Below are 22275 nucleotides of genomic sequence, written 5' to 3' on the forward strand. Positions count from 1 at the left end.
CGTCAGGCCCCTTTAGCCTCACGTGCTCTTAGCGCCCATTCTCGATATTTGCCGACACCTTCTATATGGGATGCCCACGGAGACGAGGTTGGTCCAATATAGACGTCGTCACGTGTGAGCCATTTCCAGGTAATGGAGAGCTCATCCGGTGTCGTGCCACGGAAGGGGGCGGCAGTTGGCGTGACCGTTTCTGCGGATGCAGCGAGTAGTTCGATGACATGGGCGACGCGGGCGCCTCGTGGGCAGTGTCCGGACGCAGTGAGTTTCCCGTGACGAACAATTGCGAGATTCCAGCCTCCGCAGCCGTCTGGGAAGGCAGCATGAACTTCTTCGATTGCTGCCAAACTTGCGAGGCGTTGTTGACGGTCCAGAAGCAAGATTAATTCCGATGTCACATCACGCAAGTGGGCAGCACGACGGTATCGGCTTTGGTCTGCTGCATCTGACACGGCGCGGATGAGCGCGGCAATGCGGTCCGCGCCCCCATGGCGAAGTTCGGTGGCGATGCGGGTGAAACTGCCGTCGCCGATTCCTAGGGTGTCGCGTGCTTCGAGCGCGGCATTTCGAGTCTTGAATGGGCCGATGCTGAGTTCGCCTTGCGGAAGCCGACTGGCTTTGGCGGAGTCAGCCTTGCCATTGCTAATGAGGTACCAGCCTCGACCGGGTTCCTTCCGCTGGCGGTTATAGGGTGGGCGCGTGCTGGACAGAAGCCTGGCCTCCCGGACTTCAGCTGCGAAGCCATGGACGCACTCGATGGTGTCAATGCTTTCGGTGAGCATGACCATTTCTGACATTCGTTTCCGCGGGTCTGAACCATTGAAGTACTGGTTCAGCCGTCTGCGAAGGTCGACAGCAGTACCTATATATAAGGGGTCGCCGTTGGCAGATTTGAAAACGTACACACCCGGGCTGTGAGAAACATTGTCAATGAGGGAGCGTTTCTTGCGGACGCGAGGATCGACTGCAGGGGAGTATGCAGTTAATTCGTCAAGTGTTTCGACATTGTGTCCGCCCAACCGTTCAATAAGGAAATAGAGGACATCGACGGTCGCGGCGGCGTCGTCAAGCGCTCGGTGCGTAGGTGTCGTACGTGCTTTCGCATATCGTGCCAGCGTGCCGAGTTTGAACGATCCGACCGTCTGTCGGTCCAGGACTTTTCGAGCGAGCCCTAGCGTGTCGACGACCGTCGGAGCTGGCCAAGGGAGTCCGAGTGCTTTGCAATTTGTCTGAATAAAACCGATGTCGAAGCGAGCGTTGTGAGCGACCCACACTGAACCTTCGGCAAACTTCAAAAACTGGGGCAGGACAGTTCCTATTTGGGGCTTGCCGACGACGTCGTGATTTGTAATACCCGTCAAATTGGTGATGAAGCCTGAAATGTCGACTCCAGGATCAATCAAAGTGTTAAAGCGTGCCAGCTCGACGCCTCCCCGAGTTTTTACGGCACCGATTTCCAGAATGTGATCACCGTCTGGGCGCATCCCTGTTGTTTCCAAGTCGAAAACGACAAAGGTCGTATTGAACAACAGGGTGTCAGCCTCCGATACGGATTCTCCTGAACCGGAGGACAAGGGGAGAGAAGGCTGCTGTTCGATCACGGCTCCACTGTAGTTTCTCGCTTGGATTGGATGATGTTCGACCGCTATGAGTACTCGCGGGCAGCGTTATGAAGCCGTAATCGTAATGTGAATAGCGGGGGACAAGTGAAAGTTGGGGCAGAAAATAAACCAGGAAGGTGTATAGTGACATAACTCACATATAGGATTCTCATGGGTGAATTGGCGCCAAACCTATGGAAGTACGCTGTTGTAATTCACCCGCTCATAGCTCCAGGTGGAACACCGTTTTTGAAATCTCCTGTCGGCAGGGTTAGCAGGGTAGCAATTTTGATAACGGCAAGGTAACGGCTTGACGGTCGCCTTGGTAACGACTTGGTTTCAGGTCGATTGTGGCGCGTCGACTGGACATGAGTTGATTCCATTTCGTAATCTTGCTGAGACATTGCAGCGGGGCCACAAAGTGTGGTGGCCGCTCATGGACAAGAAACCAGGCCAAATCAATTCCCTACAAGGAATTGAACCGGGGAACCACCTCAAACCATGGGGTGAATCTCACCGGCATTTGCCGGTGGGTAGGAAGTTCTTCCATACGCTTCCGAACCCGTCAGCTAACCCGGTCGGCACTAAACAGGAAGATTCGGAGTCTTTATCATGGGTATGCATTCCCGCCGTTCCAAGATTGCACGCAACGCAGCAGTTTTCTCTGCAACCATCGCTGGTGTTACCGCACTTGTTGCTCCAGCTGCATCCGCAAATCCACTTGCTCAGGTTCCAGGCCTGGACATGATCCCAGGTGCTCAGCAGGCTGTTGACCAGTTCGGTCAGTACATCCCACAGGGTGACATCGCTTCGCAGATCCCGGCTTCGGCACAGCTTCCAGGTGCTCAGCAGGGATTCGAGCAGGTCAACAACTTCGTAGGTAATCAGGCGGAGGTACCTTCCGTAGGTGGACAGTCCGGCGTTGTTGCAGCAGCTCGCTCCCAGCTCGGTACCCCATACGTTTGGGGTGGCACCCAGCCAGGTGGCTTCGACTGCTCCGGTCTGACTCAGTGGTCTTACTCCCAGGTTGGCAAGTCCATCCCACGCACCTCCCAGCAGCAGGCATCTTCCGGTGCTCCAGTTGCTTTCGGCGCAAAGCAGCCAGGTGACATCATCTCCTTCTACTCCGGTGCTACCCACGTTGGTATCTACTCCGGTGGCGAAAACGTTATCCACGCTCCAACCGAGGGTGACGTCGTGAAGGAATCCCCAATTTCTTACATGCCAGTCAACAACGTAGTTCGCTACTAATTAGCGTCTCTCGTTTCCAATAGGTGTCGCTAATCGACACCTACCTGGTTGTTACGCCGTAATTGAATAGATTCTTATCATCCTGTTTCAAGGGCGAGGTTCCACTGTGATGGAAACCTCGCCTTTCGGCGTTTTCTCGGTCGAACTTCAGTTCAATATGCCTGGTAGATACTGCTAGTATCGATGGCAGTAGTTTCTTTAATTCTGTTCTTGAAAGGCGTACCAGTTGTCTAAACGAGGACGTCGTGGTGCTTCTTGCTCCACCACCCGCGGAGCGCTTCTTGCAAGTGTCGTAATTTCGGCGATGTTGGTTCCTGTAGCCGTAGCGCCTTCGGTGTCGGCGCAACCCGTCGAGTCAAATAATGTGTTCGCTCAGATCGAGTCACTGTCGCGCGAAGCGTCAGCTGTTTCTGAGGAGTACATCCGCATCGACGAAGATGTGAAGGCGAAGGAAGCTGAGCTTGCGGGTTTGGAAACTCGCGTCACCCAAGCGACGGAGAGGGCAGAGGGCCTGCGGAGCTCTGCAGATGAGTTGAAGGGTGATGTCGGTACGTATGCCTTGCAGCGTATGCGTGGCCAGACTCTGGATCCGATGACTGCGGTTCTTGGCTCAGATGACGCGCAGTCAGCGATTGACCGTTCGGCGTATATCAATCAGCTCGCTCGCGACAAAGAAAACAAGCTCGCTGCAATTTCTCAGGCGCAACGCGCTGCTGCTGATGAGTACGCGGCGGCTTCCTCTGCCCGCACTATTGCGCAGTCGGAGCTGAAGGGTCTGGAAGTAAAGCGTGGCGAGCTCGACAAGCGCGCTGACGAGCTCGAAGCTTCCATCGATGAAGTTACCGTGCTGGTCAATGCGCTTACTCCAGAAGAGAGAATTGTTTGGGAAAACAAGAACAACCCGGTCACGGTTGGGTTGGAGACGTTCACTGGATCTTCTGCAGCGGTTGATGCCGCGATGACCAGGATTGGTGCACCCTATGTGTGGGGCGCAACCGGTCCGGATTCCTTCGATTGCTCAGGCTTGATGCAGTGGGCATATGCGCAGATCGGCAAGTCCATCCCACGCACTTCCCAGCAGCAGCTCGCTGGTGGTACCCCAGTCGCGTTCGAAGATCTGCAGCCAGGTGACTTGATCGGCTTCTACCCAGGTATTACGCACGTCGGTATGTATGTTGGCGATGGCAAGATTATCCATGCAGCGGACTACGGCATTCCTGTTCAGGTAGTGCCGATGTCTCAGGGTGGTCCATACCAGGGGGCTGTTCGCTTCTAGGCATTGCACGCTTCTCCGGGCACATTCGCTACTGTTGCGGGTGTGCCCGGACGTGTTTTGCTGATTACTAATGATTTCCCACCCCGCCAGGGTGGCATCGAGTCGTATCTTCGTGATTTCTGCGACTGCTTAAACCCTGAAGACATCACTGTTCTCGCATCGACTCGAGCTCCGGGCGCGGAGACGGTCGAGCACGACTCAGCGTTACGATATCGAGTGCACCGTCTGCGGGATCGGGTCTTGCTGCCGCTTCCGCACGTCGCCCGTGCAGCTGCGAAGATCATCGCTGACGAAGACATCCACACCGTATGGTTCGGAGCTGCGGCCCCAATGGGTTTGCTGGGCGCTGCTTTACGACGAGCCGGTGCCGACCGCGTCGTTGCCACTACTCACGGCCATGAAGTGGGTTGGTCCATGGTTCCTGGCGGGAGGCAATCACTACGGACAATAGGCCGTTCCGCGGATGTAGTGACATACATTTCGCAATACACGCGCAATCGTTTTGCAGCGGCGTTTGGCGCTGGTACTGCGTTTGAACGATTGCCTTCTGGCGTCGACATTGATCGTTTCGCGCCTAACGCTGAGGCTGGTCTTGCTATTCGTCAACGCCATGGACTTGATGAATCCACTCCGCTGATCGTGTGCATTTCTCGGCTCGTCCGTCGTAAAGGGCAGGATATGTTGATTCGAGCACTGCCTGCGGTGCTTGCCGACGTTCCCAATGCCAGGTTGATGATTGTGGGTGCAGGTGGGCGTCGCGAAGCTCTAGAGAAACTGGCGGAGCGAAAAGGGGTAGCGGACGTCGTCATTTTTACGGGAGCTGTCCCGTATGAGGAATTGCCGGCGCATTACAACGCTGCGTCTGTCTTCGCGATGCCAGCACGAACCCGAGGGGCAGGGTTGGACGTGGAAGGTCTGGGCATCGTGTATCTCGAGGCGCAAGCGTGCGGTGTGCCAGTTATCGCGGGCGATTCTGGTGGCGCTCCGGAGACGGTTATTGATGGCGAAACTGGTTTCGTTGTCGGTGGTCGAGATGTAGCGGGACTGGGTAGTGCGTTGGTCAAAGTCTTGGCGGACCCAGTGCGCGCTGCGGAGATGGGTGCTGCTGGTCGTGCGCATGTCGCAGAGCATTGGACGTGGGATGTGATGGGTGCGCAGCTCCGTCGAATCTTGGCTGTTGATACTGAATAACCTTCTCGCTGCATTCCTAGGTAGAATGAGCGAGTTCGTTCGTATCTAAATGCATTCAGATGTGCACTTTGGGTAGCGCACCTTAAAACAATGGAGTTTGCAGTGCCTTTAGAAGCCTCTCCGCAGCAGATGCAAGATGCAATGCCGACAACGATCGGCTTCGACATCGGCGGCACCAATCTTCGTGCAGCAGTGGTGCGCGGAGACGGAACGATTGTCGAAAGAATGCAGACATCTTCCGACGGTTCGGTGAAGGCTGTGGAAGACGGCATCGTTCGAGTGACAGAACGTTTGTATGCCATGCATCCTGAAGCTCAGGCGGTGGGGTTGGCGGTCGCTGGGTTCTTGGATAAGGATCGGCAACGAGTGCGCTTCGCGCCGCACTTGCCGTGGCGTGACGCAGATGTAGTTGCCCGACTGAGCCCTCGGCTTCCAGTACCTCTCGAACTCGAGCACGATGCCAACTCGGCCGCGTGGGGTGAATACAAATTCGGTGTCGCACAGAATGTTGATAATTGGGTTCTTTTCGCTGTCGGCACCGGTATTGGCGGCGCCATGATGCACAACGGCGAGATCTTCCGTGGTGCATACGGCACTGCACCAGAATTCGGTCACCTCACAGTTGTGCCCAATGGCCGCCCATGCTCGTGTGGCAAGCGTGGTTGCCTCGAACGCTACTGTTCTGGCACAGCACTTGCAGCCACAGCTTGTGAGCTTGCTTCGACCCGACGCTTTGCGACGCCACTCGTCGAATCATGCCTCCGTGGAGAAGTCACAGGCACTGACGTGATGGTGGCAGCACGAAATGACGATCGACTTGCTGTCGCCGCAGTCCAGGAATTTGCTCATTGGTTGGGGCAGGGGTTGGCGCTGGTAGCGGACATCTTCGATCCTGAGCTCATTGTGATCGGAGGTGGCGTGGCCCAGGCAGCAGACCAGTATCTGGACACTGCCACAGCATTGCTGGGGCGTTACACCACTGGAGCTGGTTATCGTCCGCTTCCACGTGTTGATGTGGCCTCGCTCGGAGTGGATGCTGGCTTGATTGGGGCTGCGAACATTGCAGCGACGAGCGTCGTCAAGAATTCCCGTACGTAGTTTTCACGGAGAAATTTAAGCCACGCCCTTGCGAAGGCCAGCGAATGTCACAGCAAGCGGTAAGATTCGACCCGTGAACAATCGGTGGTATTGGTTTTTTAAGAACATTCTTATCGGCCCATTCCTTCGGGTATGGAACCGTCCGTTTTACAAGGGTGGCGAGAAGATTCCCGAAACCGGTGGAGCTCTGATGGTGAATAATCACCTCGCGGTGATGGATCACTTCTTCTTCCCGCTGGTGTGTGATCGTCAGCTCACGTTCCTAGCAAAGCAGGAGTATTTCACTAACCCTGGTTTGGTTGGCCGGATCCAGAAGTTCTTCTTCACTTCGGCAGGTCAGGTTCCCATTAACCGCGAGTCTGGCGATGCGGCTCGTGATGCCCTGCAGGCTGGACTGAAAGTGCTTGAACGCGGTGATCTGATCGGCCTGTCCGCCGAAGGTACCCGTAGCCCAGATGGGCGACTGTACAAAGGCAAGACTGGTGCTGCACGTATGGCTCTCAAGAGCGGTGCGCCGGTAGTTCCCGTCGCTTTGATCAATACCGAAAAGGCGAATCCAATTGGTACCTGGATTCCACGCCCATACCGCGTTGGCGTCGTCGTCGGCGACCCGATTGACCCAGCTGATTACGTAGACATCACCGATGAGTACCAGGCTGCTCGTGCGCTGACGGACGACATCATGAAGGCTCTACAGGAACTCTCCGGCCAGGAATACGTTCATGAGTATGCGTCGGTCGTGAAAGAGTCGCTGAACGCAGGCAAGGGCTACCCAGAGGGCACGGAACCAGGTGGCGCACTGACTACACCAGCAACGAATCCAGTACCACGCGGATAACACGATGGTGGCTAACGTAAAGTAAGAGCGTGCGCTATTTTTATGACACCGAGTTCATCGAAGACGGTCACACCATTGACCTAGTATCTATCGGTGTCGTCTGTGAGGACGGTCGAGAGTACTACGCAGTATCGACCGAATTTGACGAACGCAAGGCAGGGCAGTGGGTTCGACAGAATGTGCTGAACCAGTTGCCAAGCCCGTCGTCCCCACTATGGAAGTCCCGCGCAACCATTCGAGAGGAACTCACCGAGTTTCTTTGTCCTCGCGGAGATGATCGCCCGGAGCTGTGGGCGTGGATCGGCGCTTATGACCATGTCGCATTTGCTCAGCTGTGGGGAGATATGACGAAGCTCCCACGACAGATGCCGCGTTTCACCCGTGAACTACGTCAGTACTGGGAAATGGCTGGTAAGCCACGACTTTCGAAGCAGGCTGACGGAAAGCACGATGCTTTGGCAGATGCCCGGCATAACTTGGTTCGTTTTAACGAGATCGCGAAGGCGTTGCCTCTCCGCTGATGCGACCGAACACGACATTGTGTGTCATGTCAGTTCTCGACGAATTGCTGTGCCGGTGCCAGTTTCGGTGATCGGCACAGTGCCCCCGGTTATCACTAGAACATGGCTAGTTAGGTCCAGCAATGTAGTTAGTGGCTAGAATGTTCCATTGTGAGTTGGAGCATTGACCTACCCGTAGACGAATTGCCTGATCTGCCACCATTGCCAGCGGACCTACGTGCCCGTTTGGATGAGGCACTGACCAAGCCGGCATTGCAGCAGCCGAGCTGGGATAAGGATCACGCGTATCGCGTGCGCCGCATCCTTGAATCTGTGCCACCGATTGTGGTCGCGCCGGAGATTCGTAAGCTCCAACAGGAAATGGCCGACGTGGCTAACGGTCGCGCATTCCTTTTGCAGGGTGGCGACTGCGCTGAGACGTTCGAGTCCAACACTGAACCGCATATTCGCGCGAATGTGAAGACCCTGCTGCAGATGGCCGTAGTTCTTACGTACGGTGCATCGACCCCAGTGGTGAAAATGGCTCGTATTGCAGGTCAGTATGCGAAGCCACGCTCAAAGGACATCGATGGCGATGGTCTGTTGAGCTACCGAGGTGACATGGTTAATGGTGTCGAGCCAACAGAAGAGGCTCGCGTCCACGACCCAGCTCGAATGGTTCGCGCCTATGCTAACGCATCTGCCGCCATGAACTTGGTTCGTGCCCTCACTAACTCCGGTACCGCTGACTTGCATCGTTTGCACGAGTGGAACCGTGAGTTCGTCACCAACTCGCCAGCAGGTGCGCGCTACGAAGATTTGGCGCGCGAGATCGACCATGCGCTGTCCTTCATGGCAGCCTGTGGTGTGTCGGATACCAATCTGCAAACCGCGCAGATCTACTCATCGCATGAAGCATTGGTCGTGGACTACGAACGCGCGCTGCTTCGCCTGGCCGAAGACGAGGACGGCAGCGAGAAGCTGTACAGCCTGTCTGCCCACCAGTTGTGGATCGGCGAGCGTACCCGCGGTCTTGACGATTTCCATATTGCGCTGGCTGCGCTGATCGGCAACCCAGTGGGTGTGAAGATCGGCCCGACGACGACGCCGGAAGAGGCTGTTGCGTACGTCGAGAAGCTAGATCCATTGAACCAGCCAGGTCGATTGACTCTGACCTCGCGCATGGGCAATGACAAGGTTCGCTCGACATTGCCAGCAATCGTCGAAGCTGTGGAAGCTACTGGCCACAAGGTGATCTGGCAGTGCGACCCTATGCACGGAAACACGTACAGTGCATCCAACGGTTACAAGACCCGTCATTTCGACCGCATTGTTGACGAGGTGCAGGGCTTCTTCGAAGTCCACCGCCAGATCGGCAGCCACCCGGGTGGTTTGCACATCGAGTTGACCGGTGAAGACGTAACGGAGTGCCTCGGTGGTGCGCAGGACATTCTTGATGTTGATTTGCCAGGTCGCTACGCATCAGCGTGTGACCCGCGATTGAACACCCAGCAGTCGCTGGAACTCGCGTTCCTTGTTGCGGAGATGCTTCGCAACTAGTCAGCGCAACTGGTTAAAACATTGCACACAGTGGGGTCGACCTATTTTCAGGTCGACCCCATAGTTGTTGAATGGTGAAAATCAGCAGTGATCAGAGAAAAGTGCCACGAAACGAATGCTTTTCGGTTGTGCTGCTACAGAGTTCGAACCGTCACCTTATCGCCAGACTTCGCGGATTTCCCTGCGCGTGGAGTTTGAGTAATGACCAGTGCGTTTTCGCCACCATCATTCTTCAAATCGAGTTCAAGTCCCGCCTCGCTGACCGCAGTACGCGCTTCGGCAACGGTCATCCCAATCACCATGGGCACACTGACGCGGTTTGAGACAACGATGTCAATATTTGGCTCCGCCGGGTCAACTAGTTTTCCGGCAGCGGGCGAGGTTGACTCGACCTGACCGGCTGGCAGCGAAGACGACGAGGTTTCCTTTGTCTCCGTCACAGTCAACCCCGCAGCGTGCAGAGCGGTGGTGGCTTCCTCAGCGGACATGCCCCGGACATCGGGCACTTCGATGGCATTATTAACAACAAGCGTGACCTCAGAGTCGCGTTCCAGACCAACTCCCGGTTCAGGTGAGACATCGAGGACTTCGTTCATGTCCGCTCCTGCCTCAAATTCCGTGTCAACGCGCGCAACTTTAAGCCCTGCTTCTGTCAACCGGGAACGAGCAACGTCTTCGGAGTCACCGATAACGTCGGGGACCTTCACAGGAGCGGCGCCCTTTGAGTGGTACACAGTCACAGTGGAGCCAACGAGTACAGCTTCACCTGGCGACGGTTGTGTAAACACCACTCCGCCGACAGGAACGTCATCTGAAAAGACTGGGTTGCCGGTCTTTTCCTTCAGTGTTCTTTCGGTAAGGGCAGCAGAGTAGTCAACTGCCGAACTATCCGAAGGGTAGCTCGGCACTACCGGTTTTCCCAGGCTGATCACCACTGCAACGTCTTCGCCTTTGACAACCTCACTGCCGACGCTGGGGTCGGTCCCGATGATGTGCGTCTTGGGGACACTGTTGTGGTACTCGTCCTTGGTCACCGGCGTAAAGCCAGCATCCGTCAAAGTCGTTATCGCTTGGCTCTGCGTCATTCCCGAGATAGATGGCACTTCGCCATAACGCCCCGAACCAAGCCACCATGCACCAAGACCCATGCCAAAGGTGGCAACCAGCGCAATGATGAGCCAGATCGCGCATCCGGTGCGCGTACGCTGACGACCAGCACGCTGGTGGGAGCCACCATTCTCAACCTCGTCGGTGTCGACTTCCCGTGGTGGGAACCGTTCCGGAACTGGAGCTTCTGCCTGGTACTGAGTTGTCTGCGAATCAACGGATGGCGCAATGGCCGGTCCAATGGGAACCGCCGGGCCAGGTGGTGCTGGGAACAGCACGCCCGTTTCATTACCGCCGTCATCGACAGCCCAGTCTTCCCGTGCAACCTTGGTGAAGTTCAGTTGTGAACCGGCTGCCTCGGCAGGCCGGGCTTCCGGACGGGTATTCATCTGTGTTGCTGCTGCCTCCAACGCACGATGCGAAGCGGAGTCAACCGGCGCTGGAACACGGAACCGTGGCAGACCGAGCTTTACGACGACGTCGTCAAGCGCTTCTCCAAACTCCACAGCAGTAGCGAATCGTTCGTGTGGATCGCGGGCACAGGCGCGGAGGACGAGATCATCGAACTCCGGGGGAACTCCATCGATGAGCTCGGACGGAGGAGGCACATCTTCTTTGAGACGCTTGAGAGCGATGCCGAGTGAACCATCACCAGTAAACGGTGTCTCACCAGTGAGCAGCTCGAACATGAGGACCCCCGCCGAATACACATCGGATGCGGGGGTGATGTCAGTTCCGGTGACTTGCTCAGGGGAGAGGTAGGCAACAGTGCCGACGATGACGGACGTAGACGTGATCTTGGCATCGGCCACAGCCCGCACGAGCCCAAAATCGGCGAGCTTTACTCGGCCGTTGTCGGAGATCAGGACGTTTTCCGGTTTGATATCGCGGTGCACCATGCCACGTTCATGCGCCAGAGATAGAGCTTCCAGAACCGGGTTCATCACCGCTGCAACCGCATGCGGAGGCATGGGGCCACGTTCGCGCAGTAGTTCGCGCAGCGTGCCGCCGTCGACAAGTTCCATGATGAGAAAGACGTGTCCAGCTGAGTCGACTCCCTGGTCATACACATTGACCAGGGTTGGATCCGTCATGCGCGCGACCGCACGAGCTTCGCGTTCAAAGCGGGCGCGGAACGATGCATCGTCAACGAACCGGGGATCCATGACCTTTGCAGCAACATGGCGACCGAGGCGAAGATCCGTGGCACGATGCACCGTACTCATGCCACCACGCGCAATGGTGGCGCCGATGCGATAGCGACCATCAAGAATGTCGCCTTCACGCAGTTCGGCCATCCGAGTCCGCCCCTTTCCGGAAAAACAAGTTTTTGTACTACAGCGGTAAGGTTACCTGTGTGAGAAAAATCCCTACCTGTACGGACATTCTAAATCCTGAAGAATCCACCCTAACCCTGCCAGATGTCGCGGATCGTATTGGCGTCGTTGTCACTCGTGTCCACTCGCTGCTGCAGGAGGGCAAGCTCGTTGCTGTTATGCGTGACGGAGTTCCGCGAATCCCTGAGCGCTTTCTCGACGACGATTCGGTGAATCGCTTTGTCCCCGGAGTTTTAGCAGTGCTGTCCGATGGCGGGTTCTCAAAGGAAGAATCACTGGAATGGCTGTTCGCCGACGATGAGTCGTTGCCAGGACGCCCAGTTGACGCGCTGCACGGGCACCTTGCACGTGAGGTCATGCGTCGTGCGCAGGCAATGGCGCTGTAAAACTCTGTCGCTGTAACTGACAGCCTGGTTTATTTAGTTTGCGCTGTTAGCGCACGTAGCCGTTTTTGTGGTCTGCCGGCGATCCACAGCAACATGCCAGCAGCTCCATTAGGAACGGCTACTTCCATTTTTCGAAGCTGCGGAACAACTGCGCGACCAGCGAAAACGTCATAGTTCGCTTTAACAATTTCGTCGAGAATATCCGAATACAGGACACGCGCCGTTCGAATGGCCTGTCTACTTGGCACCGCCAACATATCGATGCCTTTCTCGGCAGTGCGATACATCGACTGGTTTACAGCAATGAAGTGGGCAATCGCGGATCGAACTCGTGCATCTGCACATCCGTGAGCATGGCAGTACCGCAGCCGATCCTCATCGACACCGAATGCCTCCCACTCATCGAGGGGGAGATACACACGATCGCGTTGCAAATCTTCCGATACATCACGCAGGAAATTCGTGACTTGGAAGGCTCGTCCTAACTCAGCTGCGTAAGGGGCGGCGTCGTCACGCGATACCGACGCTCGGGTGCCCAGAATCGGCAGCACTTCCAGCCCAATGACAGCGGCGGATCCCCACATGTACGAATCGAGTTGCTCCCACGTGCGAAAGTGTGAAACATGACCGCCGGTACCGGGGATATCCATGAGCATCGACTCGAGGAACGCATCGGTGAGTTCCGTCGAAATACTCCACTCGCGCAGCGTGTGCGCTGTGGCAGCGAGGATATGATGCTCTTTCTCGCCGAACTCTGTGAGGACTGACTCTGGGACGGAGCCGTCGTGAAGCGTTTGGTGCAGAGCCTCATTGAGCGCCTGCACTCGTTGCTCGACAGCCTCAGCGTCTCTCACAGGGGACACTGAGCCATCGTCCAAATCCACGTAATCGTCGATGCAGCGCGCCCAGGCATACAACGCCCAAATTGCTAGACGACGACGCCACGGAAGCAACCGAGTCGCAAGAGCATACGTCTTGCCGTTTTCTTCGGTGACATCGCGGCACAGCTCGTATGCCTTCATCAGATCGTTCACTTGGCAGCGTCCTCTCGCCACTTCAGTGAGCCGTTCACCTTGCCGGTGAAGAGCCACACAGTGGCAAACCATGCCGCAATAGTGACAACAGCCATCCACGTTGGGTCGTAAAAGCGGTTATTGCCACCACCGGAAAACGACAAGCAAAGAATCAGCGTCGCAATCACAGTGCCTTGGATGAGCCAACGGCGAGGCTTCACCGCACCCATGGGAGTAAGCAAGCTCGCGTAGTACCACGGCAGGGCAACGGCATTGAATACACAAGCAACGCCGTAGGCCGCGACCATACCCAGCACATTGCGACGCGGGTTCTGGAAGAACAGGAACCAGCACACGACGAGTCCGGCCAACATAATGATGGACGACGCGATGCGGGTGTACGTCACGATGATGTTAAACGTGACATCATCGTTGATAAACGCCATGATCTTCGCAATAACGTTCGCCACTGCAGACGGTGCTGCCAGCGGATTAATCACCTTTGTGTTGCCACTAATTTCCGTGACCCAGCCCCACGTCGAGCCGGACAGTTTCGTTACCAGCGCCAGCGTCGCAACCATGATGGCCGCCAACCCGATGCCCACACCAAGGATGTGATGGAGGCGCTTGAACATATCCGTCCAATGCTCCATCGGCTTCTGGCGAGTAATGACCATCCACACAATAAAAGGCAGCGCAATCACTGCGGTTGCTTTCAACGACACAGCGATGCCGATGAGTACAGCCGACACAATGGCACCACGTACTGGGCGTGACTCCAGAGCAGCAACTAACGCCAAGGAAACCAGCCCGACCATCAATGCTTCGTTGTGTAATCCAACGACTAGATGCAACAGCACGAGGGGATTCAAGACTCCAAGCCATTGGGCAAGGACGGGGTCGCCACCAAGCTTCGTCGCAAGGCGTGGCACTGACCAGATGATTGCGTAGAAACCGGCAAGACACAGGATCCGGAAAAGAATGACACCAACAGTGATGTTGTCACCAACGATGCGCGTCACCGCTTCGCCGATACCGAGATGCAGCGGGCCATACGGGGTGGTGGTGTTGCGCCAGTCTCCCGAGACTTCGAGCAACATCGGACCAGGATTGGCTGCAGCGCCTTCGGTGTAGGGGTCGAACCCGTCACGCATCATCGCACCCTGCATCAAGTACGAGTACACGTCGCGCGAGAATGTCGGCGCGGACAAAGACAGCGGGATGATCCACCACAGCAAATTTCGGTTGATGGTTGCCAATCGAGCCTCGCGAGGTGAATCGAGAGCTTCGCCAGTGCGACCCCACAAGACATTGCGGCCAAGCAGCAACCAGGCCCCCAGCACACCGACGATGCCGATCCAGATCATTGCTTCAAACAGCGCAAAGCCATGTCCGTACGTAATCCAACCCATACCGAGCGCATCAACGATACCACCGCGATACCGCGTGGCTCCGGCGCCGAAAGAGCCGATTGCGATGAGAATCGCACCGATCGCGCCAAGGTGGGCGCTGGATAAACGGCTCATCCTTCATCTTCTTTCGCTGTTGATGGCATCACACTAGGCACCGAAGCGGTGCCAAATCGTTCTGCCGCGAGGCGCCCTGACACCATGACAGTGGGAACACCAACACCTGGAACGGTGGTTGATCCAGCCAATACGATATTGCCTGGCATCCGGTCAGAGAAATTGCGGGGACGGAATGGGCCGGTTTGCCGGAACAGATGCGCCAACCCGAACGGTGAACCGTCGCCCATGCCCTGTTCTGCCCAGGTTGCAGGAGTATCGATTTTGCCGGCGATCCATTGCGTGGAAATACCCGCGAACCCCCGTTCTTCCAGCTCCGTTGTGACTTCTGCGATGTAGGCGTCGGTAACCGATGCCCAATCGATTTCCGCCGACTTCAAATTTGGGCATGGAGCCAGCACACTGACGGGTTCCCACTGGGTGCCGTTGCTATCGGTCACAATCCTCGTCGGATCGGTATGCGCTGGCCTTGTAATGAGCAGCGACGGATCCGACATAACTCGACCTCGCGTAGGTGAGGAAATCTCCTCGAAGGTTTGATTCCAGTGCTCACCGAAAGAAATGTTGTGGTGCGACTGTGGCCACTTCTTTGCGACGTCGACAGGTACAACACCATGAGCAACGACTGCAGAAGGAGAGAAGCGAAGGGGGACTGGCCGGAACGGAACATCCCAGCCAGCATCCTCCAGCCATTCTTCGACGACGGGTAGATCCGTCGTTGCGATCACACCATCACAAGACAGTGCCGTGGGGACTGGCGTTGGCGAGCTAGACACGACAACTTCATTGACCTGCCACGTGTCGTTGTCGATGTCGAGGCCCAACACTTTGGTCCCGGTGAGGATGGTGCCACCTGCGTCGCGAACAGCAGCCGCGAGGAGTTCAGGTACAACACCTAGTCCGGAACCCCAACGCTGAGAGAGCGGGTAGTAGACACCCATGGACGTGTCCATGTGGGAAATGCATCCATAGACTGCGCGAGCACGCCGTGGCGTTACGCCTGCGTATAGTGCTTGAAAGCTGAATACCCGCGACAGCAGTTCGTCTGGCAGGAAGCTGCGAATCTTCGATTCCAGACCACCAAAAGCACCGTTGCGCGCCAGCCAGGTCAAGTCACGAATGCTTGTGCCGTCGCCGACCATATTCAGTGGTGAGTCAAAACTGCGAGACATGAAGTTGCCAAAGGACGATTCGAAAACGCCCTCGAACCAGCTACGAAGTCGGCGATACCCTGCAATATTGGTGTCAGCTGCAGCGGGGTCAAAGTCGCGCAATTGGTTTTCCATCAACGCTGGTTCACCGAAAACTTGCAGACGTCGACCATCCGTAAACATGGCATTGTAAGCAGGCGACATCTTCTTCACGACGAGCGAAGGGTCCACCTCCGCCATCGACGTGCCGACCGCAGCCAAGGCATTGTCGACGAGTTCCGGCATCGTCCATACCGTCGCACCAGTGTCGAAACGAGCGGTTACAGAACCAGCCGGGGTCGTGCACTCCACATCTTCCGTGGCACACCTGCCGCCGACATGATCACTAGCCTCGACAACAGTGACGGCATATCCGGAGCCGAGCAGGTACAACGCTGAGGTCAGCCCCGACAGGCCAGCGCCAACGATGACGATGTGATCACCCGGCGCGGAGTCCTTCACCGTACGACGCTTATCCCAACCTAGAAAACCCACCGAAAGTCATCTCCTGCGTTACTTGGCACGTGCAGTTGCACGCTTGCCCATTTCAATGAGGCGTTGCTTGTGCGTGTCTACGATCGGGGCAACATCAATTGCCGCGAGACCTTGATTGGTTAGCCGTTCAATCTCCTTTTCGACGAGCTCATCAGCTCCCGACGCACGAATAAGTTCAGTGAGCTCGGAAATCTCCGCGGGGGTGCGGACATTGCCCAATGCATCATCGAGTCGTTGTGCCCCCGCAGGATCCGATTCCTGCAAACGTGTGATCGCGGTGCTGACCAGTACTGTTCGCTTTCCTTCACGGAGATCGTCACCCGCTGGCTTACCCGTTATTTTCGGATCGCCGAAGACTCCCAACTGGTCGTCGCGAAGTTGGAACGCGATGCCGATGTCTTGTCCGAAAGTTCGGTACGCATCGAGGATTTCGGTGGTCGCGCCCGCAATCGCGCCACCGATATGCAGTGGACGGGCGATGGTGTACGCGGCGGTCTTGTACAGGTTGACCTTCTCGGCAACCTCGATGCGTGAATCGCCGGACGCTTCCGCAGTGATGTCCAACAACTGGCCGCCAAGCACCTCGGTACGCATTCTCCACCACGGCTCCAACAATCGGTCGATAGCCGCATGAGACAAACCAGAGGAATGCATCATGTCATCTGCCCACGCCAGCGCTACATCACCGGCGAGAATCGCGACGCTGCGACCGTAATGAGCAGAGCTGCCACGCCACGAGTTTTCCGCGTGCTTGTCTTCATAAATGCGGTGAATCGTTGGGGCACCACGGCGAGTATCGGAGTCGTCGATAATGTCATCGTGAACCAGAGCACAGGCTTGAATGAATTCCAATGCACAAACTGCTCGGAAAACAGCCTCCGGATCCTCTGCATCCGCAAAAGTGCCCATATTCCCACCAGCACCGAGCCAGCCCGCCCACGCAAATGACGGACGGACGCGCTTGCCACCATTCAGAGTGAAGTCCTTGAGCGAATCAACCACCATCGTAAACGCCGGATCAATGGCTGCGACACTTGCCGACCGCTCCTCGAAAAACGAAGCAAGCACGGATGTCACCGTAACGGGAATGTCCTTGAGCGCCATGTCCGGGTGGATGTGGAGGGCAACCATGATGGGGCAGACCTTTCCATGGTGTTGTCAACCAAGATTTGAAATAGAAATGCAGAGAAACAACTGAAAACACCTGGCCCAATCCTGAGGCTTTTGCCGAAGAACGCACGTGTTTTACATCTCCACAATATGGCACCCCTTAGAATACTTGTTCATGTCCTCAACTCCGCTGCCACCTGCCGGTCTCCAAGTCCCCATTCGACAGGCACTACAGATGCCCGGCCCAGGTCGCATTCCATTCAGCGTTGAGTTCATGCCTCCGCGTGACGACGACGCCGAAACGCGACTCCTCCGCGCAGCCGAGGCTTTCCATGATCTAGGCGCGACATTCGCGTCCGTGACATACGGCGCTGGCGGTTCGAGTAGGCAGCGCACGCTGCGTATTGCCGACCGGGTATCTAAGCAGCCACTCACCACGCTTGTTCATCTGACCCTGGTCGAGCACACAGTCAGCGAACTGATGGAAATCATGCGCTCGTACAAGGAACGCGGTTTAACCAATCTTCTGGTACTCCGAGGTGACCCACCGGGAGACCCATTGGGTGACTGGATTCCCACTGAAGGCGGCCTGCACTACGCCAGTGACCTCATCGAACTGATTCGCAACGAACCTGAATTCGATGATGTGGAAATTGGCATCGCGTCCTTCCCAGAAGGCCACTATCGAGCGGCCGATCTTGAGGAGGATACGAAGTACACCATCGCGAAGTTGCGAGCAGGGGCAGAGTATTCGATCACCCAAATGTTCTTCGACGTTGAGCACTACCTGCGCTTGCGAGATCGACTAGTTGCCGCTGATCCCGTCCATGGTGCGAAGCCTATTATCCCGGGACTTATGCCCATTACGTCGCTGCGATCGGTTCGTCGACAGGTAGAACTGTCGGGCGCAGCACTTCCGTCAGCGCTTGAGGAGCGGTTGATTGCGGCAGCAAATGGTGACGAAGTGGCTAATCGAGGTGAGATTCGGAAAGTTGGTATCGAAGTCTCGACACAGATGGCCGACCGACTGATTGCTGAAGGCGCGCCGGGCCTTCATTTCATGACTCTCAATTTTGCTCGAGCTACCCAGGAAGTTCTGCACAACCTTGGCATGGCGCCGGCGTGGGGTGGGGGTCAGAGCATGGTGCGTGGAGGCTTTTAAAGCCCATTCATGTCATACGAGCGACGTGCCCACAGGAAGACCAACACCGCAGCGAGAATACCGATGGCAGACACCACCCCAGTCCAGATCAGGAGCTGATTGCGGTTGGTCTCGCCTGCAGGAGCCGAAGCCCAGAAATTGGTTTGCTGGCCACCCTTGAGTTCCCACTGCACGGTGTCATTGTGAATCGAGCCATTCGAATTGATCACGGCCTCGGGGAACGTGATCGCCAACGCCACATAGGCGGTCGGGGCGCTCTCTAGATCAGCTTGCCCCGTCACCGACACCTGACCTGCAGTGGTGCGCTCAATTTCGACATCAATCGCTTCGTCACTTGCCGACGAAACCAATGCCTGCACTTCATCGAAGCCCAGTTGACGCAACTGAATGGTCATCGCACCCGTGTCAGGGTCCGTAGTTTCGACAACTACGCGATCTTCCATGCCACCAGGAACCTGCCACTTGTGAAAGTCCGCTCGGTACGCTTCTTCAGGAGTAACACGAATCTCGCCGTTTACTTGGTCATCGCCAGTGATAACCAATCCAGCTTCCGACTGAAAACACCCCGAGAGTGCTACGACAGGCGCAAAGGCAGCGATAGCCAATGCTGCTTTTCGGGCGCGCAGTCCACGAGAGTGCATGGAAATCCTTTCGGGTGGGTCGTCGAAAAGCATAGATGAATTGCAGCCCATGGGGCACGTCGGAGCTAGCGGGACGTGTCCGAGGAGGTTGGTGGAGGCGAGTCGAGGGGAAGCTTTGCGCCGAGTACTGCGAAGGGGCGGGAATCACCGGCGAACTCGAAATTGCGGAGAACATCTGTGAATCCGACGCGTCGGTACAAGCTCCAGGCTCGGTTGTTTTCGTGGGCAACTTCGGGTGTTGACAGTAAGACATGGTCCTCTGTGCGCCCAGCCAACAGCGTGCGAAGCATTTGCTCCCCAATTCCAGCGCCTTGATGGTCCGGGTGAACGTGGATTTCTGCCAGCTCAGTGTAATTAGAAAGGACAGCGCGACGATCGGCGAGCGGCCACTGGAGAGCTGCCATGCCAGCGCGAACCTGGGTATGCCACCACTGTTCAGGGCGCCCTTGATGGCAATACGCGATACCGACAAGACTGCAATCTGTGTCGAGCAACGCTTCTTCGGGAGTTACGGATTCTTGATGCTGAATAGCTGCGACAGCAGTGAATTTCGGCTCTAAACGGTGATTTGCCCACGCGCGTAGCCGCCCATCAGTAATGGCGGGGTCGTATCCCATGGCGTAGATGTACAAGCTCACGGCTTCGTGGAGACGAAGGCGGAAAGCTGAATCTGGCATGGAGAGAACGCTATATTGCACGCTGTACAGAGTAGCCTCCCCGCGCTGGTCAACGTGTCTTACTTGGTGAAAAGGTGTGGGATTCTTGCCCACATCGGAAAAGCTGGTCCTTTTCGACAGTGATTCGAACAAACGTGCTAAACTTGGGGTGTGGATGGAGTGGCGATCCGAGCTTCCCTATATCTTTCGGAGGCAAAGCGGGAAGTTTGGATTGCGGTTTCTCGAATTGCAGATTTTGTCCGTGTTCGCAGGTTCGCGCAGGAAGTAAGGAGGTTGGTTCGGATGCTGTTTAAAGATGAAACGTATGTAGTGCCGACTGGCGTTAGTGAGGAAGCGGTGATGTTTATTCGCCGTGCCCACGCCTTGCTCGCACAGGCGCGACATGCTGAGCCGGCCGAGAAGCTGGAATACAGCATGCAAGCTGCTTTTCGTGTGGCAGGTGCGGTAATTGCGCAGCGACCTGCGAAGCGCCGGCGGGGGAGTAGTAGTGCGTGGGTGCGTCTGCGCGCAGTAGCCCCGGAATACGCAGAATGGGCAGACGTTTTCGAAGAGTTTATGCCACTACGGGAGGATGTTCGGATGGGGCTGAATTTCAACCCCGATGAGTTAACGGTAGTGCGTATTAACTCGCAGGCTACTCAGTTCTTGGCAATTATTGAAGACGAAATGGGTGTATTGCCAGCGGTGGCGTAGATGTCTTTTTTCCTAGTCAGAGTGTGTTGAGTAGACTTTGGAGCTGAGACCGACTGCAATTTTTTGGCGAATTCAGTCGATGGGAACTTTTTGGCCGTTCGGTGCGTTTACATTGTTAGTATTCGGACCTGAATAGCGGGAGGCGGAAGCGTCATGGGACTGTCTGAGCAAGAACAGCGAATGCTCGATGAGATCGAGTCAGCGCTGTATGCAGAAGACCCTAAGTTTGGGTCGACCATGTCTGGTCATGTGCGGAGTTTCGATGCGCCATCGGCTCCTCGCGGATTCTCCCTGCAGGTTATTGCTCTGATCGTTGTTGGGCTGGTGCTGCTCATTGGCGGTGTTGCTGGAGCGATGGTCAATCTGTGGTTGATTTCCATTTCCGTTCTGGGCTTTTTGCTCATGTTTGGCGCTGGTGTCTGGGCACTGATGGGACAATCGGGCTCTGGTTCTGTGTCTCGCAGCGCCAAGTTGGGTGGCGCGCGCAAAACGAAATCGGGAAGGGGATCCAGTGCTGCTCGCGGTGACTCCTCTAATCTGGAATCTCGCTTCCGCGATCGCTTCAACGGTAGGTAAGTCAGTGGCTGCGGCTTCGTGCAGTAGTTAGGTATCTCATAACCACCCCAGATTTTTCTGGGGTGGTTTTTTCGTACCTGCGACGTGGGTTAACCCACTTCCTCGCGGGGTGGTTCACGGTTCACCCACTACGATCCACCATCGCTCCCCACTTTGCCCCACTTACGCGATTTGGCAGACCAATGAGTGTGTTGACCGGTGATTCCATAGTATCTGGTGCCACTTTAGTCACTCCAGCAACATCGGTTACCCCATCTAGTGAAGCTAAATGCCGCTATTTACGAGGGGTGGGAATTCCTCCCACTTTGACTTTGATGCTCTCGCTTTTAGTTTGTGCAGGTCAACCGTGGCCCTAGGTGTCTTCTTTTGTTAAGAATGGCTGAATCGCTCGGACTTGTTCGTCGTTTAGCTATTGATAGTGGGGACAAGTGGGGTATTGTGGGGCGTGATGTTGAAGAGGTTGGTCAACATTGCAGGAATTGAATAACTGAAAGACAGCGTCCGAGGCCTACAGCGCCACGGATGAAGGGCATCGAATGGGGAAGGAGCCGTTGACTGATGTTCCTCGGCACCTACACCCCAAAGCTTGATGACAAAGGTCGACTCACTTTGCCAGCGAAGTTTCGCGACGAACTGGCGGGCGGGTTGATGGTTACCAAGGGGCAGGATCACTCTCTTGCGGTCTACCCCAAGGATGAGTTCGTCAAGCTGGCGCAACGAGCCACTAAGGCTTCGCGCACCAACACTCGAGCTCGTGCGTTTATCCGCAACCTTGCGGCTAGTACGGATGAGCAACGCCCAGATGGTTCGGGTCGAATCACGCTTAACGCGGACCACCGCAAGTACGCGAATCTGACCAAAGAATGCGTTGTCATCGGTTCTATCGATTTCCTGGAGATCTGGGACGCAGAGTCCTGGGAGGCCTACCAGGCGGAGCATGAGGCTGATTTCTCCGACGGCGAAGATGATTCGCTGTTCGGCGTTCTCTAAGTCGCATCGATTCGCCGACTACGGGAGTGTCCGCATGGACTCTGTCCGGTTGCACCCTGG

20 protein-coding genes and 1 riboswitch are annotated in these 22275 nt (G+C 56.2%); of the genes, 12 read left to right on the forward strand and 8 right to left on the reverse strand.

What is annotated here, in order from left to right; all coding sequences use genetic code 11:
* Positions 1–2 precede the first annotated feature (2 nt).
* Positions 3–1598 (reverse strand): DEDD exonuclease domain-containing protein, encoded by a 1596-nt coding sequence (locus tag WG934_RS09620; RefSeq protein WP_339989901.1) that lies wholly within the window; start codon positions 1596–1598, stop codon positions 3–5.
* A gap of 441 nt (positions 1599–2039) precedes the next feature.
* Positions 2040–2197: riboswitch (cyclic di-AMP (ydaO/yuaA leader) on the forward strand.
* Positions 2198–2210: 13 nt separating this feature from the next.
* Between WG934_RS09620 and WG934_RS09625 the strand changes: the two genes are divergently transcribed.
* The 7 genes from WG934_RS09625 to WG934_RS09655 all read left to right on the forward strand — a co-directional run bounded on the left by WG934_RS09625 (position 2211) and on the right by WG934_RS09655 (position 9312).
* Complete coding sequence (locus WG934_RS09625; RefSeq protein ID WP_339989902.1) at positions 2211–2849, forward strand: C40 family peptidase; 639 nt, start codon at positions 2211–2213, stop codon at positions 2847–2849.
* Positions 2850–3075: 226 nt separating this feature from the next.
* Complete coding sequence (locus tag WG934_RS09630; RefSeq protein WP_339989903.1) at positions 3076–4125, forward strand: C40 family peptidase; 1050 nt, start codon at positions 3076–3078, stop codon at positions 4123–4125.
* Positions 4126–4167: 42 nt separating this feature from the next.
* Positions 4168–5316 carry a glycosyltransferase family 4 protein gene (locus WG934_RS09635; protein WP_339989904.1) on the forward strand — a complete coding sequence of 383 codons (1149 nt, stop codon included), beginning with the start codon at positions 4168–4170 and terminating at the stop codon, positions 5314–5316.
* Between the two features lie 90 nt (positions 5317–5406).
* Positions 5407–6414 (forward strand): ROK family protein, encoded by a 1008-nt coding sequence (locus WG934_RS09640; RefSeq protein ID WP_445228236.1) that lies wholly within the window; start codon positions 5407–5409, stop codon positions 6412–6414.
* Positions 6415–6487: 73 nt separating this feature from the next.
* Positions 6488–7252 carry a lysophospholipid acyltransferase family protein gene (locus WG934_RS09645; RefSeq protein WP_339989905.1) on the forward strand — a complete coding sequence of 255 codons (765 nt, stop codon included), beginning with the start codon at positions 6488–6490 and terminating at the stop codon, positions 7250–7252.
* A gap of 29 nt (positions 7253–7281) precedes the next feature.
* Complete coding sequence (locus WG934_RS09650) at positions 7282–7773, forward strand: polyadenylate-specific 3'-exoribonuclease AS (RefSeq protein ID WP_339980093.1); 492 nt, start codon at positions 7282–7284, stop codon at positions 7771–7773.
* Positions 7774–7923: 150 nt separating this feature from the next.
* On the forward strand, positions 7924–9312 hold the full coding sequence (locus WG934_RS09655; RefSeq protein WP_339989906.1) for a class II 3-deoxy-7-phosphoheptulonate synthase: 1389 nt from the start codon (positions 7924–7926) through the stop codon (positions 9310–9312).
* Positions 9313–9446: 134 nt separating this feature from the next.
* Here WG934_RS09655 and pknB read toward each other — a convergent pair whose 3' ends face one another.
* The gene (pknB, locus tag WG934_RS09660) at positions 9447–11717 is read right to left on the reverse strand and encodes a Stk1 family PASTA domain-containing Ser/Thr kinase (protein WP_339989907.1); all 2271 of its coding nucleotides are present in this window, start codon (positions 11715–11717) and stop codon (positions 9447–9449) included.
* A 59-nt stretch (positions 11718–11776) separates the two neighbouring features.
* On the opposite strand from pknB, the gene WG934_RS09665 reads away from it, so the two are divergent.
* Entirely contained in the window at positions 11777–12142 is a 366-nt protein-coding gene (locus WG934_RS09665) for an Rv2175c family DNA-binding protein (protein ID WP_339980097.1), read from the forward strand.
* A 29-nt stretch (positions 12143–12171) separates the two neighbouring features.
* Here the strand turns inward: WG934_RS09665 and WG934_RS09670 are convergent, their stop codons facing one another.
* The 4 genes from WG934_RS09670 to WG934_RS09685 are packed head-to-tail and all read right to left on the reverse strand — an operon-like array spanning position 12172 to position 17497.
* A complete protein-coding gene (locus tag WG934_RS09670; RefSeq protein WP_339989908.1) occupies positions 12172–13176 on the reverse strand; it encodes a phytoene/squalene synthase family protein in 1005 nt (334 codons plus the stop codon).
* A complete protein-coding gene (locus tag WG934_RS09675) occupies positions 13173–14681 on the reverse strand; it encodes an alpha-(1->6)-mannopyranosyltransferase A (RefSeq protein WP_339989909.1) in 1509 nt (502 codons plus the stop codon). Before WG934_RS09675 ends, WG934_RS09670 begins: the two co-directional genes overlap by 4 nt.
* Positions 14678–16366: a phytoene desaturase family protein gene (crtI, locus tag WG934_RS09680; RefSeq protein ID WP_339989910.1), complete on the reverse strand. Its 1689-nt coding sequence runs from the start codon at positions 16364–16366 to the stop codon at positions 14678–14680. The genes WG934_RS09675 and crtI overlap by 4 nt, the downstream gene beginning before the upstream one ends.
* Before the next feature lie 18 nt (positions 16367–16384).
* Positions 16385–17497 carry a polyprenyl synthetase family protein gene (locus WG934_RS09685; protein ID WP_339989911.1) on the reverse strand — a complete coding sequence of 371 codons (1113 nt, stop codon included), beginning with the start codon at positions 17495–17497 and terminating at the stop codon, positions 16385–16387.
* Between the two features lie 154 nt (positions 17498–17651).
* Between WG934_RS09685 and WG934_RS09690 the strand changes: the two genes are divergently transcribed.
* The gene (locus WG934_RS09690) at positions 17652–18638 is read left to right on the forward strand and encodes a methylenetetrahydrofolate reductase (RefSeq protein WP_339980103.1); all 987 of its coding nucleotides are present in this window, start codon (positions 17652–17654) and stop codon (positions 18636–18638) included.
* Here the strand turns inward: WG934_RS09690 and WG934_RS09695 are convergent.
* Together WG934_RS09695 and WG934_RS09700 are read right to left on the reverse strand one after the other, a co-directional pair.
* Positions 18635–19279, reverse strand: a complete 645-nt coding sequence (locus WG934_RS09695; RefSeq protein WP_339989912.1) for an LppM family (lipo)protein — start codon at positions 19277–19279, stop codon at positions 18635–18637. The genes WG934_RS09690 and WG934_RS09695 overlap by 4 nt on opposite strands.
* Positions 19280–19344: 65 nt before the next feature.
* The gene (locus WG934_RS09700) at positions 19345–19956 is read right to left on the reverse strand and encodes a GNAT family N-acetyltransferase (protein WP_339989913.1); all 612 of its coding nucleotides are present in this window, start codon (positions 19954–19956) and stop codon (positions 19345–19347) included.
* A gap of 282 nt (positions 19957–20238) precedes the next feature.
* Here WG934_RS09700 and WG934_RS09705 point away from each other — a divergent pair, with 282 nt between their 5' ends.
* From WG934_RS09705 to mraZ, 3 genes are all read left to right on the forward strand, one after another.
* Entirely contained in the window at positions 20239–20649 is a 411-nt protein-coding gene (locus WG934_RS09705; RefSeq protein WP_339980108.1) for an SAV_6107 family HEPN domain-containing protein, read from the forward strand.
* 153 nt (positions 20650–20802) lie between these two features.
* The gene (locus WG934_RS09710) at positions 20803–21225 is read left to right on the forward strand and encodes a DUF3040 domain-containing protein (RefSeq protein WP_339989914.1); all 423 of its coding nucleotides are present in this window, start codon (positions 20803–20805) and stop codon (positions 21223–21225) included.
* A gap of 558 nt (positions 21226–21783) precedes the next feature.
* Positions 21784–22215 (forward strand): division/cell wall cluster transcriptional repressor MraZ, encoded by a 432-nt coding sequence (gene mraZ, locus WG934_RS09715; RefSeq protein WP_339980111.1) that lies wholly within the window; start codon positions 21784–21786, stop codon positions 22213–22215.
* Positions 22216–22275: the final 60 nt, after the last annotated feature.

This window comes from Corynebacterium sp. H78 (genome assembly GCF_037572275.1).
Classification (GTDB): Bacteria; Actinomycetota; Actinomycetes; order Mycobacteriales; family Mycobacteriaceae; genus Corynebacterium.

Coding starts and splice junctions, on each gene's coding strand:
- WG934_RS09625 (WP_339989902.1), top strand. CDS start 2,211: ATGGGTATGCATTCCCGCCGTTCCAAGATTGCACGCAACGCAGCAGTT.
- WG934_RS09640 (WP_445228236.1), top strand. CDS start 5,407: ATGGAGTTTGCAGTGCCTTTAGAAGCCTCTCCGCAGCAGATGCAAGAT.
- pknB (WP_339989907.1), bottom strand. CDS start 11,717: ATGGCCGAACTGCGTGAAGGCGACATTCTTGATGGTCGCTATCGCATC.
- WG934_RS09675 (WP_339989909.1), bottom strand. CDS start 14,681: ATGAGCCGTTTATCCAGCGCCCACCTTGGCGCGATCGGTGCGATTCTC.
- WG934_RS09685 (WP_339989911.1), bottom strand. CDS start 17,497: ATGGTTGCCCTCCACATCCACCCGGACATGGCGCTCAAGGACATTCCC.
- WG934_RS09690 (WP_339980103.1), top strand. CDS start 17,652: ATGTCCTCAACTCCGCTGCCACCTGCCGGTCTCCAAGTCCCCATTCGA.
- WG934_RS09695 (WP_339989912.1), bottom strand. CDS start 19,279: ATGCACTCTCGTGGACTGCGCGCCCGAAAAGCAGCATTGGCTATCGCT.
- WG934_RS09700 (WP_339989913.1), bottom strand. CDS start 19,956: ATGCCAGATTCAGCTTTCCGCCTTCGTCTCCACGAAGCCGTGAGCTTG.
- WG934_RS09705 (WP_339980108.1), top strand. CDS start 20,239: ATGCTGTTTAAAGATGAAACGTATGTAGTGCCGACTGGCGTTAGTGAG.
- WG934_RS09710 (WP_339989914.1), top strand. CDS start 20,803: ATGGGACTGTCTGAGCAAGAACAGCGAATGCTCGATGAGATCGAGTCA.
- mraZ (WP_339980111.1), top strand. CDS start 21,784: ATGTTCCTCGGCACCTACACCCCAAAGCTTGATGACAAAGGTCGACTC.